Consider the following 17,045-nt stretch of genomic DNA (forward strand, 5'->3'; position numbering starts at 1 on the left):
GGTCGCCCGCGCCCTGCTTGTCCAGCTCGTCACCCTCGTCACCTCCGGCGGCACCCTCGACCCGTTTCTCGTAGGCCGTGTCGACGCCCTGCGCGATGTCCGGGGACTGCGCGCCGATGGACACCGACACGCCGCAGGAGGCGCCGTCGAAGCCCTTCTCGGAGGAGTCGTAGCCGATCTCCAGGATCTTGTCGCGGACGAGCTGCGCGATCGGTGCGTAGGCCTTGGTCGTGACCTCGCCGGCCACGTGCACCAGGCCGGTGGTGATCAGCGTCTCGACGGCGACCCGGGAGGCCGGGTCCTCGCGCAGAAGCGCGTCGAGAACGGTGTCGCTGATCTGGTCAGCGATCTTGTCGGGGTGGCCCTCGGTCACGGACTCCGAGGTGAACAGGCGACGAGGCATGACTCTCCAGAGAAGCGGCGGTGCCCCGGAGGAGGCACCGCACGGACGGACGGTTCGGATTGCCGTGCGCGTCGGCACGGCCGTTCAGAGCAGGTGCCGGCGCATCCAGTCGGCCAGCGCGCCGGAGGCCACCGCCGCCGCCTCGGGCCAGGCCCGCTCGGCTGACTCGTCGGCCTGGTCGCTGACGTACTTCACGATCCGCGCCGGCACGCCGAACCGCTCGGCCACGGAGGCGATCGCGTAACCCTCCATGTCGACCAGATCGGCCCGCTCGGCCAGCAGCGCGCGGGTGCGACCGTCGGCGACGAAGGCGTCACCGGTGGCCAGGGTGGGGCCGGGCTCGGGCCGTACGGTGAGCGGACGGCCGTAGCGGACCCCGCTGAGCCGGTGCAGCACCTCGTCCGGCAGGTCGTGCTGAATGACCCGGCTCACCTCCACGACACCGCACTGCAGGTCCCGGAGCGAGCCGGCCGTGCCGACGTTGACGATCTCCCGCGGACGGGCCGACGACAGCGCCAGCGTCAGCTCCACGGCGGCCCGCACCTTTCCCATTCCGGTGACCAGTACGGGATGGGTGTCGTCGAAGCATGCCGCCTCGGCTTCCGCCGCCACCACGATCAACGGACGGTCGGGGCGTACCTCACCGTGCAGACGAGCGGTGAAGGAGGCTTCGGGCAGGGATGAGAGCAGCAAGAAATGTCCTGTTCGGGAGGGGGTCCGTGAAGACGGGACCGGCATCAGGCGTTCTGGACGGCCGGCGGCGTCCGCGGCGCGGCTCCGGTGTTCTCCGGCAGCACCGGTGACAAACCGACGGTGAAGGGCACGTAATTGACGGACACGGTTCTCCAGCGAAGCGAGGCGGCGGCGACCGCGAGATCACGGCCGTTCCCATGTTTGCCTCGATCGGACCAGGAGATCCCTAAAGCGTGTACCCCGACGAGAGACCGGAAGGAGCGATCGAGAATATGCCTACTGCGGGGCCGCAGGCGGTGGCATACTCGCACAGCTTATGTTTGCTCAAAACGCCGCCGTGTTCTTCTCCGTGGACTGCGTTCTGGTCCCGGGAAGAAGCCTGTCCCGCCTCGTCGAGGAACGCCTCGGACTGAGCGGGGCCTCGGGCGTGCACGAAAGCGGGCAGGCCGACGACGCGGAACGCTGGACGGGCATCCCGGAGAAGGCACTGCACACCCAGCTCGCGGGCCTGCCCGTGGTACCCGGCGTCGCGGAGACCACGCAATGGTGCTGGAACAACGGCCTCGTGCCGATCATCTCCAGCCTCGCCTGGACCCCGATCGGCGCGCACCTCGCGGAGCGGTTCGGCTTCCACTCGTACTCGGGCCGCTTCCTGGACGCGATGAACGGCCGCTTCACCGGCCAGGCCGGAGCCCCGGTCACACCCGCGGACCAGATCGAGTTCGTCCTGCGCCGCGCCGACGATTTCGGTGTCGCGCCCACCGACTGCGCCGCCGTGGGCGCCTGCCCGACCGACGGCCCGCTCTTCGACACCGTCGGCCTGGGCATCGCCTTCAACGCCCCGCCCGATGTGCGCGCACGCGCGACGACGTACGTCGAGGGCGAGGACCTGCGTGCCGTGATCCCCGCGCTGGAGCGTCTGACCGTCAGCAGGGTCTGACCGTCGGCAGCGCCTGGCGGAGGGCACGTCGCCCCGCCTGTTCGGTGCGCTGAACGAGCTGCCGCCGTCCACGTCGCCACCCTCGCGTTCGCAGGCGCGAAGCAAACCTGGCAGGGACGCGCGGCCGGTGCGAACGGTTGCCCCATGGCCCGGATCTCTGTGGTGGCCACTAGGTCCGGATCGCGCACGGCACCGGCGAGCCGCCTCTCACGTATATGTGACTGACGGGTGCTCGGTCCGGGTGCCCGGTTGCCATCGCGTGTTTCTGCCGAAGGAGTGAACCATGTCCGTTGCCATGCTGGCCGAGTCGCCGGCGGAGCTGTCGGAGTTCGACCTCGATGTGCGAGTGGAGCTGGACGAGTCGGTGACGGCCGAGGGTGCCCTCTCGGTCACCCCCACCGCCACCATCGTGTTCTGTCCGTCCGAGATCGCCTGCCTCACCAACACCTGCTCCTGATCAGCTGAGGCCGCGAGGGTCCGGGTGATGCCCGGGCCCCCGCGGCCGGCCGGCGGACATGCGCCGAGAGACGGGGCATGTGTGCGGTGTTCGGCAGGAACAGGACGCGAACAGGAGAGGTGAGAACATGCCCGGCGAGAACCTGCCCTTCAGAGCGGAGCCCCTCGGGATGCTCCGGGTCCCCCTGCTTCCCCGGACGGCCGCCGCCGCGTCCCGTGCCGCCGTCGACCCGCGGGACCGCGACCAGGTCGGCCGGTACCTCGACGCCCTCATCTCCGACGCACGGGTCGAGGAGGCGCTCGCCGTCTCCAGCCCCTCGCTCCACCGCGCTGTCGAAATGCTCCGCAGCGGCGCGCCGATGAGACCCAACGCCCTGCGCAAACTGACTCTCTCGGCCACCCGGTACGTGCTGCGGGCCGCCAGCCGCGCCACCCCCTTCGGACTTCTCGCCGGTGTCGCCCCCGTCTCCTTCGGCGACGGCTGCCACGTGCGCATGGGCACCCGCCACCGCAAGGCGGTGCGCCCGGACGGCGGTTGGCTGCTCGGCGTCCTCGCCACGTGGGAGGGTGACATGGACGTGCTCCGAGAACTGCGCGTCGTCACCAACGACCTCGGTTTCGCGCGTGGCCGGCGCTGGGTGCTCCCCTTCGCCGACGGAGTCGAGGATCCGACCGCGGGGCAGGACTCCGAGGGGCGGGACTCCCCGGCACGGCAGCACGGGGGCCACGGCGTCCAGGAGGTCTCCGTACGCCACACGGGGCCGGTGAAGACCGTACTCGCCGCGGCCCGCCGGCCCGTACGTGCCGGGGAGCTGCTGGAACACCTCGACGACGCGTACCCCGAGGTCGCCGCGTCCGCCAAGGAAGGGCTGGTCCTCGGGCTGGTCCGGCAGGGCTTCCTCCTCACCGAACTGCGCCCGCCACTCGCCGAGACCGACCCCCTGCGGTACACGATCGACGTCCTCGAAGCCGCGGGCCGAACCGACGAGGCCGGTCAACTCGCCTCCATCGGCGCCCTGTTGGAGGATTACGGCGCGCACCGTGTGGGTTCCGGGCTGGACAGCCGGCGGACGGCCCTCGACGCCATGGGCGCGCTGTGCACCGACGACCGGTCGATCCAGGTCGACACACGGCTGGACGCCGATGTCACCCTGCCCCGGGAGGTGCTCAGGGAGGCGGAACGGGCGGCCGCCGCGCTCCGCCGCGCCGCCCCCCACGCCGCGGGGCGATGGGCGGAACTGCGCGAATACCGGGACGCCTTCATCGAGCGGTACGGCACCGGCCGTGCCGTACCGCTGAGAGACGTGCTCGATCCGCACACGGGCCTCGGTCCGCCCGCCGGGTACGACCATCCGCGCGGGGAGCGGCGTGCGCCGGCGCGCGGCGAGCCGAGCGAACACGGCCGGGCCAGGGACGCGCTCCTGGCGGAGCTCGCCCTCGGCGCGGTGGTTTCCGGTGCCCGCGAAGTGGTGCTCGACGACGCGGTGCTCGACCGGCTGGCCGGTCCGCAGACGCCGCCCGCGGCCGCACTGGATCTGTGCCTGCATCTGACCGCTCCCTCCCGACAGGCCGTCGAAGAAGGCGACTTCAGGTTGGTGATCTCCCCGACGACGGCGTCGATGTCACTCGGTGACCTCTTCGGCAGGTTCGCCTATCTCCTCGACGACGTGGACGCGCTGGGCGCACTGGTCCGCCGTGCCGCCGCCGATGCGGCCAGGGACGGTGCGTGCCCCGCACACCTGGACTTCACGCCCCTGGGCGGCCGCAGCACCAACGTCGTCCGTGTGCCGTCCTTCTGGACCGAGCGGATCGCCGTCGGTCGCTTCGCGGACCGCTCCTCGGGCGCGGTGCGCGGAATGGACGATCTCGCGCTCGCCGCCGACATGGACCGGTTGTACGTGGTGGACGCCTCGACCGGACAGGAGATCGTGCCCCAGTTCCCCACCATGCTCAACCCGCACCTCGCCCCCGCCGCGGTCCGGCTGCTGCGCGAGGTGGCGAAGACGGGCACCGAGGTGCAGGGCCTGTGGTCATGGTGCGAGCTCGGCAGGCTTCCCCACCTGCCGCGCGTCCGGTACGCCCGCTCGGTCCTCGCCCCCGCCCGCTGGCGACTGCCGGCCACGGATCTGACCGACTCCTCCCTTCCGGACCAGGAATGGGAGCGCTGCCTGGACGCCTGGCGTGCCCGGTGGAACGTCCCAGACCGGGTGATCGTCGGCAGCGCCGACCGCCGCACGGAGCTCGACCTGACGGCCCCGCTCCACCGGATGCTGCTACGCCGCGAGCTGGGGCGGGGCGCGCCGGTGACGGCGTACGAGACCCCCGAGGACGCGGGGGCGGGCGACGGCTGGCTGGCGACCGACGAGGGCGCCTTCACCAGCGAACTGGTGCTCCCGCTGCTTCCCACCCCGTCCCCCGCCTCCCGGACTCCGGCGCCGCGCATCAGCCCGGTCGCACCGCCCGCCCCGCGCCACAGCCGCGCATGGCTGTACGGCCGGCTCTACGCCTCCGCGGCCCGCCACGACGAGATCCTCGCCGAGCAACTGCCCCGGTTGCTGGCGGCCCTGCCGCCCGGGGTCGACCGCTGGTTCTTCATCCGCTACACCGACCCCACCGGCGCACATCTGCGCCTGCGGTTCCACGGCGACCCCGACACCCTCCACGGCGAGCTGACACCGGGAGTCCTGGACTGGGTCGAGCAGCTGCGCGACATGCGCCTGGCCGGGACGTTCGTCCTCGACGGCTACGAGCCCGAAGCACACCGCTACGGCGGCCACGAGGCCCTCGAAGCCGCCGAGGAGGTCTTCCACCACGACAGCGCCGCCGTCCTGGAACAACTGCGTCTGCGGGCGGCGGACGCCATGACCGTCGAACCCGCGGTGCTCGCCGCGGCCAACTACCTCGACCTCGCCCGCCAGGTGCACGGCGACCAGTGGCCCGACTGGCACCTCTCCCGTCCGCGCGACGAAGCGAACCACGCCCACTTCCGGGACCACCGCGCGGCAGCGCTGCGTCTGCTGGACGAGGGCGGGATCCGGGCCGCCTTCACGGCCGGAACTGCCGACGTGGTGCTCGCCGCCTGTGCCGCCAGGGCGGCGGCCATGCGTGCGTACGCCTCCGTGGCCCGCGAACCGTCGGTGCTGGCGAGCGTGTTCCACATGCACCACAACCGGCTCATCGGCACCTCGCGCACCTCGGAGAACCGCTCACTCGCCGTGGCGCGCGGCCTCGCCCAGGTCGAACACGGGCGGAGGAAACACCTGCGATGACAGCACCTGGGACGAGGGCGACCGCGCCGAAGCGCTGGGACGCCGCGACGGTGGTGGCCGAGATCACGGCCCGTGCTCGCGACCGTCTCACCGACCCGCAGCTCTTCACCGCATCCGGACTCGCCGGGGGCCCCTCGGGGGCGGCGCTGCTGTTCGGCGAGGTGAGCAGGAGCGACGCGAGCCTGCGCCCGACGGCCCATGCCCTGCTGGCAGCCGAGGCCGAAGCGGCCGAACGCGCCGGCGGGATCGGGACCTTCTCCGGTCTGGGCGGTCTCGGCTTCGCCGCGAAGCACGCCACCCGCTCGCCCCGGGACTACGCCACCCTGCGGGCCCGTGTCGACACAGCCCTGCGCGACGGCCTCGGGCAGATCCTCGAAACGGAGCACACCCGTATCGAGTCGGGCACCCCCGGAGCCGACCGGACACACTTCGACGTCGTCTCCGGCGTGACCGGCCTCGGCCGGTACTTCCTCGCTGAACCCGCCGCCCCGGCCGACACCGGGGCCGTCCGGGACGTGCTGCGCTACCTCGTCGCCCTCACCGAGCCGGTCGAGACGGAGGCCGGACCGCTGCCCGGCTGGTTCAGCCGTCCGTGGCCGTACGCGCAGGACGAGCGCCGACAGGAATACGTACTCGACCTGGGCCTGGCACACGGCGCGGCAGGGCCGCTCGCGCTGCTGTCCCTGTGCTGGACGCGCGGACTGCGCGTCCCCGACCAGGACACCGCCGTCCGCCGCATCGCCTCCTGGCTGACGAGCTGGCGCCAAGAGGACCGCCGGGACGCGGACGCGGGGCCGTGGTGGCCCGGCACGGTCACCGCGGATCAGGAACTCGCCCCCACCAGGCCCACCGTGGAGCGCGGGCGCGCGAGCTGGTGCTACGGCACGCCGGGCATCGCCCGTGCGCTCCAACTCGCCGGTACGGCACTGGGCGAGGACGAGTGGCTGGACATCGCGGCCCACGCGATGAGGGCGCTCCTCTCTCATCCCGGCCGGCTGCGCGGGCTGGAGGACGCGGGCCTGTGCCACGGCATCGCCGGGCTGATGCAGACCGCCGGACGCATGGCCGCCGATGTCGACGACGCTTCGCTGTCCGCGCGAGCCGACGAACTCGCCGAGCGGCTGAGCGCTCGCTTCGACCCCGCCTCGGCCTTCGGCTTCCCCACCGTCCCCGCGCCTCCGCACCGACCGGAGCCACTGGACTCCCCGACGTACCTGGAGGGCGCGACCGGAGTCGCCCTGGCCCTGCACCACCGCATCACCCAGCCGCCTCGGCCCGCCGCCGACCTCCCGTGGGACGCCGCTCTGCTCCTGGCCTGACAGATGCGCTGTCGCCCTCGTCGCGAAGACGATACGTCCGCTCACACCGGCGGAGCCCGCCGGCTGGTGACTGCCCTTGCCCGCGGCACTGGATACTCGATCCGTCACATGATCGATGCGTGGCTCGGCGGTCGCCGTGCCGCGCCCACCTCAGAAGGCAGATCCCAGCGTGTTCCAGGAAACTCCGATCTTCAACCGCCTTGTCGCCGAGCGCGGAGACGTACCGGCTCAGGCTCGCGGTGAAGCCGACCGCATACGCCACGAACTGGCGCGGGTCCTGCCCTCCGCTCCCTGGCCTGCCGCCCCCGTGGTCCGGCGGCAGCCGCACATGCCAGGCGGAGGCATCTCATAGGCCGCCCTGTGAGATGTGCTCGTGCACGCGAGCACCATGGGTAGGCCCAGGGGGCTTACCAGGTCGGTCAGCCGGCGTCCGGCCACCGGCCCGGGTACCCCGCCTCGTCCGAGCGTCGTATCGCCTCGGCCTCGTTGTGCTCGCGGAGCGAGGTCAGCCACGCCCACGGTCTGATCTCGTCCAGGGCAAGGCCGGGGCAGGCCAGCCGGTGCGGAATCCGGCACAGCGCACCAGGCGGCGGTTCGTCCAGGCCTCGGTTCCAGGCGATGCCGGCGCCGGTGTCGATGGTCCAGCGGTGCCCGGCGGGCACGAGGTGAGCGGGTATGGGAGGGATGGGTTCGAGCAGGACGTGCCGGCCGGTGTAGGTGGGGCGGCGCTCGCCGGGCAGACGGCAGTTCGGACAAAGGGGCGGCGCAGGTGGCTCGGGGCCGGTCGCACCGTCGACGGCTGCCTGCGCCCGGTCCGCCGGCTCCCACGGCTGCCGGGTGTCCGTCGGCGGCTGCCGGAAGGTGTCCGGGCCCGACCCGGGTAACGGGACGGTGCTGTCCTCGCACTCGACGTACTCGTCGTCCCCCATGCTCTCGAGCGTGCGGGCCGTCCCGGGGCCGGGGGTAGGGCGCGATCCGGGCACAACGACAGCACACGGCCGGGGCACACCCGCGCCGGGCACGACTCGTGAGTCGTATGTGACCGCAGGTGCCGCTGCTGCCCTGGCCGAAGCACGACAACGCCCCCACCGCAGTGCGCGCACCCGATGCGTGGCGCGACACGATGCCGAACGCGGACCGCGGCTCACGTCGACAGTCCGCCCTCGTGGTTCACATCGGGCAGGCCACCGAGGCAGGTTGTCACGAAACGGCCCCGCGCACCACGGCGACGTTCGACGTCGACTTCGGACACACCGATCCCCGACTGGTGATCTCGTACGGCGAGCGGTCCGGCGTCGGCGGCCCGGCGCGGCGGATCACGGTGACGTACCGACGGCACTGGAGATCGCCGGTTCGCTGACAGGACCGGGCAGCCGTCGTTGCGCGGCTACGTCCGAAGGTGTGCGGTCACCGTGCCCTTCCGCGCGGCTTCAGCGGCACGTGCGGCAGTTCCGGAGCGGGCAACGGGGTGCTGGCGTAGCCGCTCACCTCCCCGACGCCGTGGCGTCGGACTCGTTGGTGAGGGTGAGGGCGGTGGCGCCGTCGGGGACGTAGCCCAACTCGGCCGGTCGCACCAGGGTTTCGGCGTGGCGTGGGGAGAGAGGACGACTTCCGCGCCCAGCAGGGGGGGGACGTGTGCACCGGGGAGGCCGATCCCGCGAGGGTGCCCAGGAAGACGCGGAGTACGGCGCCGTCGAGGTGGAGTGGTTCGGGCACATGGTGCTGGAAGTCCGGGGCGGTGTGCCGGCGTTGCCCGGGGAGGACGACCCACAACTTTGCTCACGGGTCCCCATCTCCGTCCGTGACCGTTGGTAGTTTTAGATTCAACAATGATGTGCGATCATAGCCGGGAGATCGGCCCCGCGCACCCCGGAGGAGTCCAGGTTGACCAGTCCCGTTCCGGCCGGCGGTACCCGGCGGATCTTCGTCGACAGGCAGAGCCCCAAGCCGTACCACGCACTGGTGCAGACCTCCGAGGCGGTACGGGCGGCCGCCGCCGACGCCGGTCTGGACCGCACCCTGGTGGAGCTGGTCAACCTCCGCGTCTCGCAGGTCAACGGCTGTGCCTACTGCCTGCACGTGCACACGCGGGCCGCGCTGCGGGCCGGTGACACGCCGGAGCGCCTCGGTGTGCTGGCCGCCTGGCGGGAGACCGAACTGTTCACGCCCGCCGAACGGGCCGCGCTGGCGCTCGCCGAGGCGACCACCGCGGCCGCGGACACTGGCGCACAGGACGCGGCCTACGCGGCGGCCCGGGACGTGCTCGCCGACGACCAGATCGCGGCGGTGATCTGGGTGGCGGTGACCATCAACGCTTTCAACCGGGTCTCGATCATGAGCGGCCATCCGGTGCGGCCGGAGCGGTGACCGACCGCGGAGCGCCGGTCACGCCGCGTCGCGGTAGCGCTGTGCGGGGCGCAGGAACGTCGTCCAGCCGCCGTCGGGCCTCTCGCCGACCTGGAGGCTGCGCAGCTTCGTGAGTGTTTCGGGCTCCTGGGCGTCGAGCCAGTCGACGAACTGCCGGAAGGAGACCAGGCGGACGTCCTCGCGGTCGGCGATCTGCTTGAGCGCCTCCTCGGCCGCGTCCATGTAGATGCCGCCGTTCCACTGCTCGAAGTGGTTGCCGATGAACAGCGGCGCCCGGTTGGTCGCGTACGCCCGCTCGAACCCGGCCACGTACGCCTGTGTCGCCTGGGCGCGCCAGAAAGGGTAGTTGTACGACGGCGCCCGCGTCGTGTTCAGGGACTGGTTCGCCAGCATGTTGTAGTCCATGGACAGCACCTCGAACCGGTGGCCCGGGAAGGGGATGCTCTGCAACGGCAGGTCCCAGACGCCGCCACGCTTCCTCGGCCAGCGCTGGAGCCCGCCGGGCGAGGAGGCGTCGTAGCGCCAGCCCAGCTCCTGGGCGACCGGCAGCAGGTTCGTCTGCCCGAGCAGGCACGGGGTGCGGCCGCCGATCAGTTCCTTGTCGTAGTCGAAGGGGAGCGGCGGCTCGCTGTCCCACCCGGTGTGTGTGCGCCAGCACGTGACGAAGGCGCGGGCCTGGTCGATCTCCGAACGCCACTGCTCCGGCGTCCAGTCGGCCACCGAGCCGGGGCCCGCGCAGAAGTGGCCGTTGAAGTGGGTGCCGATCTCATGGCCGTCGAGCCAGGCCTGACGCACGTAGGTCAGGGTCTGCCTGAGGTGACGGTCGGTGAGGTAGCCGATGTCCGAGGCGCCGACGGGGTTGTTCGGCGGCCGGTACAGCCGCTTCTTGTCCTCCGGCAGCAGATAGAGACCGGAGAGGAAGAAGGTCATGTGTGCGCCGTGGTCCTGGGCGAGCCGGAGGAAGCGCGGGAACAGGCCGGTGCCCAACTCGCCCGCGCCGTCCCAGGAGAACACCACGAACTGCGGCGGGGTCCGGCCGGGTTCGAGGGGTGCGGGCGGGGGCGGCTGGTGGGGCTGGGGTCCGGTGTACGACGTCGAGCCGTCCCCGAGCAGCCGCGCCGCCTCCGGCCCCTCCCGGCCGTCGTTCCGGCCCTGACCTGCGCATCCGGCCATCGAGGCGGCGGCCACACCGACACCGGCACCGAGCCCGAGCCGTGCCAGGCCCCGGCGGCTGATTCCACTCATCGCCCATCCCAACCCGCGCCCTGCCACGACGCGTTGTGCGCTCCTCGGTCAAGAATCCGAACACCTCGCACCATAGAACTGATAAACCGACAAATAGTTCATTTGGGTCGGTGTGGCGCGCAAAAGGGATGTCAAGCGGTCGTCCGTTCCGGTCCGTCAGCGAAACGCCTCCGCATTGCGTGCCGCCCAGGCCGCGAAGGGTGCTGCCGGGCGGCCGAGCAGGCGGGGTACGTCGTCGGTGGGAGTCCGTTCCTGCGGGGTGGGGGTGCCGAGGATGGCGAGTGTGGCGTCGGCCACCGCGGGCGGCATGAACGCGAGCATCTGCGTGCGGGCCTCTTCGGGGCTCTGCTCCGTGAAGGTCACCGGCTCTCCCAGCGCCTCGGCGAGAGCGGCGGCGCGCTGGCGCGGGGTGAGGGGTTCCGGGCCGGTCAGGGTGTAGATCGCGCCCGTGTGTCCGTCCTCGCGCAACGTGACCGCCGCGACCGCCGCGACATCGGCCGGGTCGACGAACGGCAGTGCCACGTCGGCGAAGGGCGCCGTAGCCGTACGGTGGCGGCGGACCGGTTCCGCCCAGGCGAGCGTGTTGGAGGCGAGGCCGCCCGAGCGCAGGACGGTGAAGGCCGGTCCGGAGCCGGCGACGGCGGCCTCGAAGGCTGCCGCCTGCGGGTATGTCCCGGGCCGGGTGCCCACGCCCTGTGAGGAGAGCAGCACCACCTTCGTGACCCCGGCTGCCGCGGCCGCGTGCAGAAGACCCTCCGGGTCCTCGCCCGCCACCAGCAGGAACAGGGATTTCGCGCCTTCCAGGGCGGGCGCGAGACTCTCCGGCCTGCCGAGGTCGGCGGACACGGCCCGGACCCCCGGCGGGACGGCGTCGCCGCCGATGTGCCGTGCCATGGCTGTCACTGTCTCTCCGGCCTCGGTCAGAGCGGCGACCAGTGCTCGGCCCACATTCCCCGTGGCGCCCGTGACGACGATCATGCTCTGTCTCCCAATGAGTTAGTTAGTTGGCTGACTGAGTCGAGACGTTAGTTGGATCCCTGCCCGCTGTCTATAGTTAGTCAGGTGACTGACTCAGGATCCGCCACCCGGGAGAGGGCCACGCGGCCGGACCGGGGCGACAAGCGTGAGCGCCTGGTGCGGGCGGCCGTGCAGGTCTTCCACGAGCAGGGTGTGGAGAGGACCACCCTCGGCGACGTCGCCCGCGCGGCCGAGGTCCCGCTCGGCAACGTCTACTACTACTTCAAGACCAAGGACCTGCTGGTCGAGGCCGCGGTGGACGCACACTGTGCGCAACTCGACGCGCTCACCGGGCGGTTGGACGCCCTCCCGGACCCGGCCGCCCGGCTGAAGGCGCTCGTCTCCGGCTGGGTCGACCAGCGCGAGACCGCCGCCCGCTTCGGCTGCCCCTTCGGCACCCTCGCCACCGAGCTGGACAAGCGCGACGACGGACTGGACCGCGCCGCCGCGAAGGTCATGCGGGCCCTGCTCGACTGGGTGGAGTCGCAGTTCGCCCAGCTCGGCCGCGCCGACGCCGCCGCGCTCGCCGTCGAACTCGTCGCGGCCTACCAGGGCATGTCCGTCCTCACCAACACCCTGCGCGATCCCGGTCTGATGGCGGTCCGGGGCGAGCGTCTGCTGTCCTGGATCGACGGGCTCGCCGCGGGGCGGTAGCAGCCGGGCGCGATCAGTCCGGGGGCCGGTGTCACGCCGCCGTCTGCTGTTGCTCCGCCGCCACCGGCACCGTGGTGATGTTCTGGACGGCACGGCTGAGGACCATCACGCCCGCGACGATCAGCAGGGCGCCGCAGGCTTCCGGTACGAGCCACCAGCCCAGGCGGATCCGCTCGTCGAACAGGGTCATGCCGAGCGTCAGGCTCACGATCGCGTCGCCGATGGTGAGCGCCGGCTGCGCGGCGACCAAGGGGCCGGCCTGGAGCGCGTTCTCCAGGAGGATCACGGAGGCGACTCCGGCGAGCGCGAAGCCGTACGTCTGCCAGGCGCGCAGGAAGGCCGCGAAGCCGTGGTCGGCGAAGGTGCCGCTGGCCGACTTCAGCAGCGCGGCGGTCAGGGCGTTGCCGGTCGCGGAGGCGGCCGCGAGCAGCGCGGCGCGCCGGGCCGGCGCATGGCCCCGGCCGGCCAGCAGCACGGCCGCGGCCATGCCGCCGACGCACGCGGACAGGGCCGGGATCCAGCGGGTCAGCGGTGCGTGGTCGGTGGCCCCGTGCGGGGCGGCCGCGATCAGCAGGACCGCGAGGCCCGCCACACAGCCGCCCACGCCCCACCAGCCCGAGCGCGGCATCCGCTTGTGCATCAGCGGGGCGGCGACCAGCAGCGCGAACGGCAGCTCCAGGATGAACAGCGGCTGGACCAGTGCGAGCGGGCCGTTGACCAGGGCCAGGCTCTGGAACAGTGCGGCGCAGACCACCCCGGCCATGCCGATCACCCAGAAGGGCTGCCGTGCCAGCTCCACGACCAGACGGATCCCGCTCCTGCGGGACGTGGACGCCACCTTGCGCTGGAAGGCGGTGCCCACGGCGTTGCTCGCCGCTCCCGCGACGGCGAACGCCGCGGCCAGTTCGATCACGACCGCCTCCTGCCTGCGGGGCACCTCCCGGTCCCGGAGGAGCCTCGGAGTCTTCCTGCGGAGTCTCGGATCTCTTCAGCCTACGGAAGGCGCCGCCCGTGTGCCGGGTCGGCGGTGGACATGACGAGGCCCCGCCCGGCGTCCACCGGGCGGGGCCTCGTGAAGGGGGGAGCGGTGGATCAGCTGACGCTCAGGTCGTCGGCGTACACCGCGCCCTGGCCGTACCAGCCGTGCACGTACACCGTGACCGTCCCCGAGGAGCCGGTGGTGAACGGGACGGTCAGCTTCGACCACGACGAGGACGAGACCCAGGTGCTGGCCGTGGCGCCCCCGCTGACGCCGAGGTAGGAGTACGGGCCCTGGACCCAGCCGCTCAGCGTGTAGGAGGTGTCGGGCTTCAGGGTGAGGGTCTGCGCGCACTGACCGGTCTGCGAGGCCGAGGGCGCGGTCTTCAGGGCGTGGGCGCCGCCGTGCACGGGCGAGGTGACCACGGACGCGCCGCTGTCACAGGTCCAGGGGGTGAGCGAGCCGGTCTCGAAGTCGCCGTTGGCGAGTGCGGTCGTGCCGCCGCCGGAGCCGTTCACGGTCAGGGTGAGCGAGGAACTGTGCGAGGCCGAGCCGGCCGTGCCGGTGACGGTCAGGGTGTAGGTGCCCGGTGCCGTCGAGGAGCTGGTCCGCACACTGAGGGTGGAGGTGCCGCCCGCGGTGACGGAGGCCGGGCTGAGGGAGGCGGTCACCCCGCCCGGTGCGCCGCTCACGGCCAGGTTCACGCTCTGGGCGCTGCCCGAGGTCACCGACGTCTGCACGGTCGCCGTCGTCGAGCCACCGGGGTCGACCGACGCGGTGGTGGGGGAGAGGGAGACGTTGAAGTCGTTGGCCGGCGGGGTCGTGGTACCGCCGGTGAAGGGCGCGAAGGTGTGGCTGAAGTACCAGGTGTCCTGGGCGATGCCGGAGCAGCTGTCGGAGCCCCCGGTGCCGGGGCAGCCGCCGTTGTCGCGCTGGAGGGCCCAGAAGGAGAGGGTGTTGATGCCCTTGGCGACCGCCCAGTCGTACACGCTCGCCGCGTCGGCGGTGGTGAAGGTCTCGGCCGCGCCGTAGTCGTCGATGCCGGGCATCTCGGTGACGCCGATCGAGTTCCACAGCTGACTGTCCGACATGTTCGGGTAGAGCGTGGCGAGTTGGTCGTGCAGGCCGCTCGCCGCCGTCTGGGTGTCGGTCGCCATGTGGTGGGTGGCGCCGTCGTAGTAGTCGAACGTCATGATGTTGACGACGTCGACCTTGGCGCCCGCGTTCTTCGCGCTGCGCAGCACGGCGAGCCCGCTGTCGGCGAGGCCGCTGGTGGTGGTCGGCAGGGTGTACGAGAACTGTACCGAGCGCCCGTTCGCGGCGGCCCAGTCCTGGACCTTTTTGATGGCCTGGTTGCGGCGGTCGATGCCCGCGGTGTTCGTCAGCGAGTTGTCCTCGACGTCCATGTCGAGCCGGGAGACGTCGTACGTCGTGATGATCTTCTCGTAGGCCGCGGCTATGGAGTCCACGTTCGTGCAGCTGTCGGCGATCTCGGTGCCGCCGTTGTCGGCCGCGTAGCCGCCGAGCGAGGGGATCACGTCGCCGCCGCGCGAGCGGATGGTGGCGAAGTCGGAGCCGAAGACGGAGGCGTCGACCGGGGTGCTGGTGCTGCCGTTCCAGTACGGCGTGCAGGAGCCCTTCGTGTCGGCCTGGAGGAACGCCATCGTCAGGTACTTGGCGCCGGAGGCCTGGGAGAGCGCGGCGGGGCTGTCGCCGTTGTAGGCCTCGAAGTAGGGCGCGAAGACGTGCGTGGGCAGCGGGGTCGCCGCCTGGGCCGTGCCGGTGGCCCCCAGGGCCAGCCCCGCGGAGGCGGCCAGGGTGGCCAGGCCGGCGAGCAGGGCGCGTACGGATCTCGGACGTGTCATCGGGTACTCCCGGATAGCGAACGACAGGCGATCGAACGACGGGCGGTCGAAGGGGTCGAGCAGCCCGGCCGGGCTATTGGTCTAGGCCATGATTGGTCTGGACCATAAGCCGGTCAAGGGCTGGGGAACGCCTTTTGCACGTTCATGAGGGAGCCAACCGTCCCGATGGACACGGTCCTTGACGGCACGTCGTGCGGGATGCGCTCAGCTGGCCCGGGTGCCGCCGCCGCGCCGGATGCGGCCCAGCAGATCCCGGTGATAGGCGGCGAGCTGCCCGGTGGGCACCGGTGCCGGACTGCCGCTCAGGGTGTACCAGTTGTCGCTGCCGAGGGGCTGAACGGCGACGCGGGCGCTGTGGCCGTCGGACCGCAGGATGGTCGCGACGGTCAGGTCGCCGGTGAGGACACCGGCCTCGTCGGTCAGCGCGCCGCCGGGGCCGGCGGTGACACGGTCGACGTAACTGTTGATGCTGGGCGGCTGGTTCATGATCGGCACGTTTCCATCAACCCGGCCTGCGTGTCTGCTTTCTGATGGTGTGTCGGCAACAGGCTTGCGCAGGTCTCAGCCGAACAGCGGGAACCGGTCCGCCGCCGGGCCCGGGGCGGCGCGCTCCGCCGCGGTGAGCGGAGCCCGGCCGAGCAGACCGTTCAGGGGGGACGGGAGGGCGGCGATCAGGTCCAGGTGGTGGACGGTCGCCTCCACCGCGAGGGTGGTCAGCAGGTCCCCGGCGGACAGCACGTGTCCCTGGGGCGCCATATGCGGCGGGATCCGCCGCACCCCCGGCGTTCGGCCGCCAGTCCCGCCAGGCCGCGCCAGGTGTCATCGCGGCAGTGGAGGACGAGATCCCGGACCGCCCTGCCGGTACACCCGCTCGGCCGCCACCACTCCTCGTCGCCCGGACCCCCGACGGACTTCGCGGCGGCCTCGTAGGCCGCGCGCAGCACCCGTGCTCCGCTGTCCGGCACGCCCCCGCCCGTCGGTCCGTCAGCCGCCCGGGGTGTCACACCCGGCTCGACGTCGCCGTGTCCCCGGACAGGCGCTGGGCGACGTAGATCGGGATCACGGACAGCAGGACGAGGACGGCCGCCACCACGTTGACCACCGGCGCCTGCTGCGGCCGGGTCATGTTGTCGAAGATCCAGATGGGCAGGGTCTCGATGCCCGGCCCCGCCGTGAACGTGGTGACCACGATCTCGTCGAAGGACAGCGCGAACGCGAGCAGAGCGCCCGCCAGCAGCGCGGAGCGGACCAGCGGGAAGGTGACGTCGGCGAAGGCGCGGAAGCTGGTCGCGCCGAGGTCCATGGCCGCCTCCTCGTACGAGGCCGCCGTACGGCGCAGCCGGGCCGCCACGTTGTTGAAGACGACCACGATGCAGAAGGTGGCGTGGCCGACGATCACCGTGAACAGCCCGAGGCCCACACCGAGCGGCTGAAGGACCGTGCCGAAGGCCGAGTTGAGGGCGATGCCGGTGACGATGCCGGGCAGCGCGATCGGCAGGACCACGACGAACGAGACCGTGCCCCGGCCGAAGAAGCGGTGCCGGGTCACGGCCGACGCGATGAGTGTGCCGAGCGCGAGCGCGATCGTGGTGGCCCCGAGGCCCGCCTTCACCGAGACCCACAGGGCCTGCCGCGCACCGGAGTTGTGCACGGCCGCCGACCACCAGTGCCCGGTCAGCCCGGGCGGCGGCCAGCTCGCGCTGCGGTCGGGGCTGAAGGAGTTGACGAGGACGAGCAGCAGCGGCACGTAGATCACCGCGAAACCGAGCGCGGCGCCGGCGCGCAGGACGATGCGCGCGGTACGGCCGAGATGCATGGCGCTCTTCCTTCCGGCAGGG

Annotated in this window: 17 protein-coding genes and 1 pseudogene; 7 read left to right on the forward strand and 11 right to left on the reverse strand. The window is 72.0% G+C overall.

Features of this window, described 5'->3' with window-relative positions:
- Both BIV25_RS35205 and BIV25_RS35210 read right to left on the reverse strand, forming a co-directional pair.
- Window positions 1–403 (reverse strand): S-adenosylmethionine synthetase N-terminal domain-containing protein (locus tag BIV25_RS35205; RefSeq protein WP_305729338.1); only part of this gene is annotated, 403 nt, incomplete at its 3' end.
- Window positions 404–487: 84 nt separating this feature from the next.
- The gene (locus BIV25_RS35210) at window positions 488–1,096 is read right to left on the reverse strand and encodes a nucleosidase (RefSeq protein ID WP_256256697.1); all 609 of its coding nucleotides are present in this window, start codon (window positions 1,094–1,096) and stop codon (window positions 488–490) included.
- 337 nt (window positions 1,097–1,433) lie between these two features.
- On the opposite strand from BIV25_RS35210, the gene BIV25_RS35215 reads away from it, so the two are divergent.
- The 4 genes from BIV25_RS35215 to BIV25_RS35225 all read left to right on the forward strand — a co-directional run bounded on the left by BIV25_RS35215 (window position 1,434) and on the right by BIV25_RS35225 (window position 7,080).
- The gene (locus BIV25_RS35215) at window positions 1,434–2,036 is read left to right on the forward strand and encodes a hypothetical protein (RefSeq protein WP_079177069.1); all 603 of its coding nucleotides are present in this window, start codon (window positions 1,434–1,436) and stop codon (window positions 2,034–2,036) included.
- A gap of 283 nt (window positions 2,037–2,319) precedes the next feature.
- Window positions 2,320–2,493, forward strand: a complete 174-nt coding sequence (locus tag BIV25_RS51560) for an FDLD family class I lanthipeptide (RefSeq protein ID WP_177235525.1) — start codon at window positions 2,320–2,322, stop codon at window positions 2,491–2,493.
- Window positions 2,494–2,620: 127 nt separating this feature from the next.
- Window positions 2,621–5,761: a lantibiotic dehydratase gene (locus BIV25_RS35220; RefSeq protein ID WP_071376585.1), complete on the forward strand. Its 3,141-nt coding sequence runs from the start codon at window positions 2,621–2,623 to the stop codon at window positions 5,759–5,761.
- Window positions 5,758–7,080, forward strand: a complete 1,323-nt coding sequence (locus tag BIV25_RS35225) for a lanthionine synthetase C family protein (RefSeq protein ID WP_071376586.1) — start codon at window positions 5,758–5,760, stop codon at window positions 7,078–7,080. The genes BIV25_RS35220 and BIV25_RS35225 overlap by 4 nt, the downstream gene beginning before the upstream one ends.
- A 419-nt stretch (window positions 7,081–7,499) precedes the next feature.
- On the opposite strand, the gene BIV25_RS35230 is transcribed toward BIV25_RS35225, so the two are convergent.
- Entirely contained in the window at window positions 7,500–8,009 is a 510-nt protein-coding gene (locus BIV25_RS35230; protein WP_071376587.1) for a DUF6083 domain-containing protein, read from the reverse strand.
- Window positions 8,010–8,245: 236 nt separating this feature from the next.
- On the opposite strand from BIV25_RS35230, the gene BIV25_RS50525 reads away from it, so the two are divergent.
- Window positions 8,246–8,440, forward strand: a complete 195-nt coding sequence (locus BIV25_RS50525) for a hypothetical protein (protein ID WP_143076746.1) — start codon at window positions 8,246–8,248, stop codon at window positions 8,438–8,440.
- Between the two features lie 47 nt (window positions 8,441–8,487).
- Here the strand turns inward: BIV25_RS50525 and BIV25_RS53495 are convergent.
- A pseudogene (locus tag BIV25_RS53495) lies at window positions 8,488–8,856 on the reverse strand (hypothetical protein); the annotation flags it as partial.
- 108 nt (window positions 8,857–8,964) lie between these two features.
- On the opposite strand from BIV25_RS53495, the gene BIV25_RS35245 reads away from it, so the two are divergent.
- Entirely contained in the window at window positions 8,965–9,447 is a 483-nt protein-coding gene (locus BIV25_RS35245; protein WP_071376590.1) for a carboxymuconolactone decarboxylase family protein, read from the forward strand.
- Between the two features lie 18 nt (window positions 9,448–9,465).
- On the opposite strand, the gene BIV25_RS35250 is transcribed toward BIV25_RS35245, so the two are convergent.
- On the reverse strand, window positions 9,466–10,692 hold the full coding sequence (locus BIV25_RS35250; RefSeq protein ID WP_071376591.1) for a hypothetical protein: 1,227 nt from the start codon (window positions 10,690–10,692) through the stop codon (window positions 9,466–9,468).
- Window positions 10,693–10,848: 156 nt separating this feature from the next.
- Window positions 10,849–11,670 (reverse strand): SDR family oxidoreductase, encoded by an 822-nt coding sequence (locus BIV25_RS35255; RefSeq protein ID WP_071376592.1) that lies wholly within the window; start codon window positions 11,668–11,670, stop codon window positions 10,849–10,851.
- Between the two features lie 84 nt (window positions 11,671–11,754).
- Here BIV25_RS35255 and BIV25_RS35260 point away from each other — a divergent pair, with 84 nt between their 5' ends.
- On the forward strand, window positions 11,755–12,363 hold the full coding sequence (locus tag BIV25_RS35260; protein WP_079177070.1) for a TetR/AcrR family transcriptional regulator: 609 nt from the start codon (window positions 11,755–11,757) through the stop codon (window positions 12,361–12,363).
- A 31-nt stretch (window positions 12,364–12,394) separates the two neighbouring features.
- Here the strand turns inward: BIV25_RS35260 and BIV25_RS35265 are convergent, their stop codons facing one another.
- The 5 genes from BIV25_RS35265 to BIV25_RS35285 all read right to left on the reverse strand — a co-directional run bounded on the left by BIV25_RS35265 (window position 12,395) and on the right by BIV25_RS35285 (window position 17,023).
- The gene (locus tag BIV25_RS35265; RefSeq protein WP_071376654.1) at window positions 12,395–13,276 is read right to left on the reverse strand and encodes a DMT family transporter; all 882 of its coding nucleotides are present in this window, start codon (window positions 13,274–13,276) and stop codon (window positions 12,395–12,397) included.
- A 179-nt stretch (window positions 13,277–13,455) separates the two neighbouring features.
- Entirely contained in the window at window positions 13,456–15,207 is a 1,752-nt protein-coding gene (locus BIV25_RS35270) for a carbohydrate binding domain-containing protein (protein WP_071376594.1), read from the reverse strand.
- Between the two features lie 204 nt (window positions 15,208–15,411).
- On the reverse strand, window positions 15,412–15,693 hold the full coding sequence (locus tag BIV25_RS35275; protein ID WP_071376655.1) for a hypothetical protein: 282 nt from the start codon (window positions 15,691–15,693) through the stop codon (window positions 15,412–15,414).
- A gap of 75 nt (window positions 15,694–15,768) precedes the next feature.
- A complete protein-coding gene (locus BIV25_RS53500; RefSeq protein WP_071376595.1) occupies window positions 15,769–15,963 on the reverse strand; it encodes a hypothetical protein in 195 nt (64 codons plus the stop codon).
- A 244-nt stretch (window positions 15,964–16,207) separates the two neighbouring features.
- A complete protein-coding gene (locus tag BIV25_RS35285) occupies window positions 16,208–17,023 on the reverse strand; it encodes an ABC transporter permease (RefSeq protein ID WP_071376596.1) in 816 nt (271 codons plus the stop codon).
- Window positions 17,024–17,045: the final 22 nt, after the last annotated feature.

It is taken from the genome of Streptomyces sp. MUSC 14, assembly GCF_001866675.1.
Taxonomy (GTDB): domain Bacteria; phylum Actinomycetota; class Actinomycetes; order Streptomycetales; family Streptomycetaceae; genus Streptomyces.

Coding starts and splice junctions, on each gene's coding strand:
- BIV25_RS51560 (WP_177235525.1), top strand. CDS start 2,320: ATGTCCGTTGCCATGCTGGCCGAGTCGCCGGCGGAGCTGTCGGAGTTC.
- BIV25_RS35220 (WP_071376585.1), top strand. CDS start 2,621: ATGCCCGGCGAGAACCTGCCCTTCAGAGCGGAGCCCCTCGGGATGCTC.
- BIV25_RS35225 (WP_071376586.1), top strand. CDS start 5,758: ATGACAGCACCTGGGACGAGGGCGACCGCGCCGAAGCGCTGGGACGCC.
- BIV25_RS35230 (WP_071376587.1), bottom strand. CDS start 8,009: ATGGGGGACGACGAGTACGTCGAGTGCGAGGACAGCACCGTCCCGTTA.
- BIV25_RS35250 (WP_071376591.1), bottom strand. CDS start 10,692: ATGAGTGGAATCAGCCGCCGGGGCCTGGCACGGCTCGGGCTCGGTGCC.
- BIV25_RS35255 (WP_071376592.1), bottom strand. CDS start 11,670: ATGATCGTCGTCACGGGCGCCACGGGGAATGTGGGCCGAGCACTGGTC.
- BIV25_RS35270 (WP_071376594.1), bottom strand. CDS start 15,207: ATGACACGTCCGAGATCCGTACGCGCCCTGCTCGCCGGCCTGGCCACC.
- BIV25_RS35275 (WP_071376655.1), bottom strand. CDS start 15,693: ATGAACCAGCCGCCCAGCATCAACAGTTACGTCGACCGTGTCACCGCC.
- BIV25_RS53500 (WP_071376595.1), bottom strand. CDS start 15,963: ATGGCGCCCCAGGGACACGTGCTGTCCGCCGGGGACCTGCTGACCACC.
- BIV25_RS35285 (WP_071376596.1), bottom strand. CDS start 17,023: ATGCATCTCGGCCGTACCGCGCGCATCGTCCTGCGCGCCGGCGCCGCG.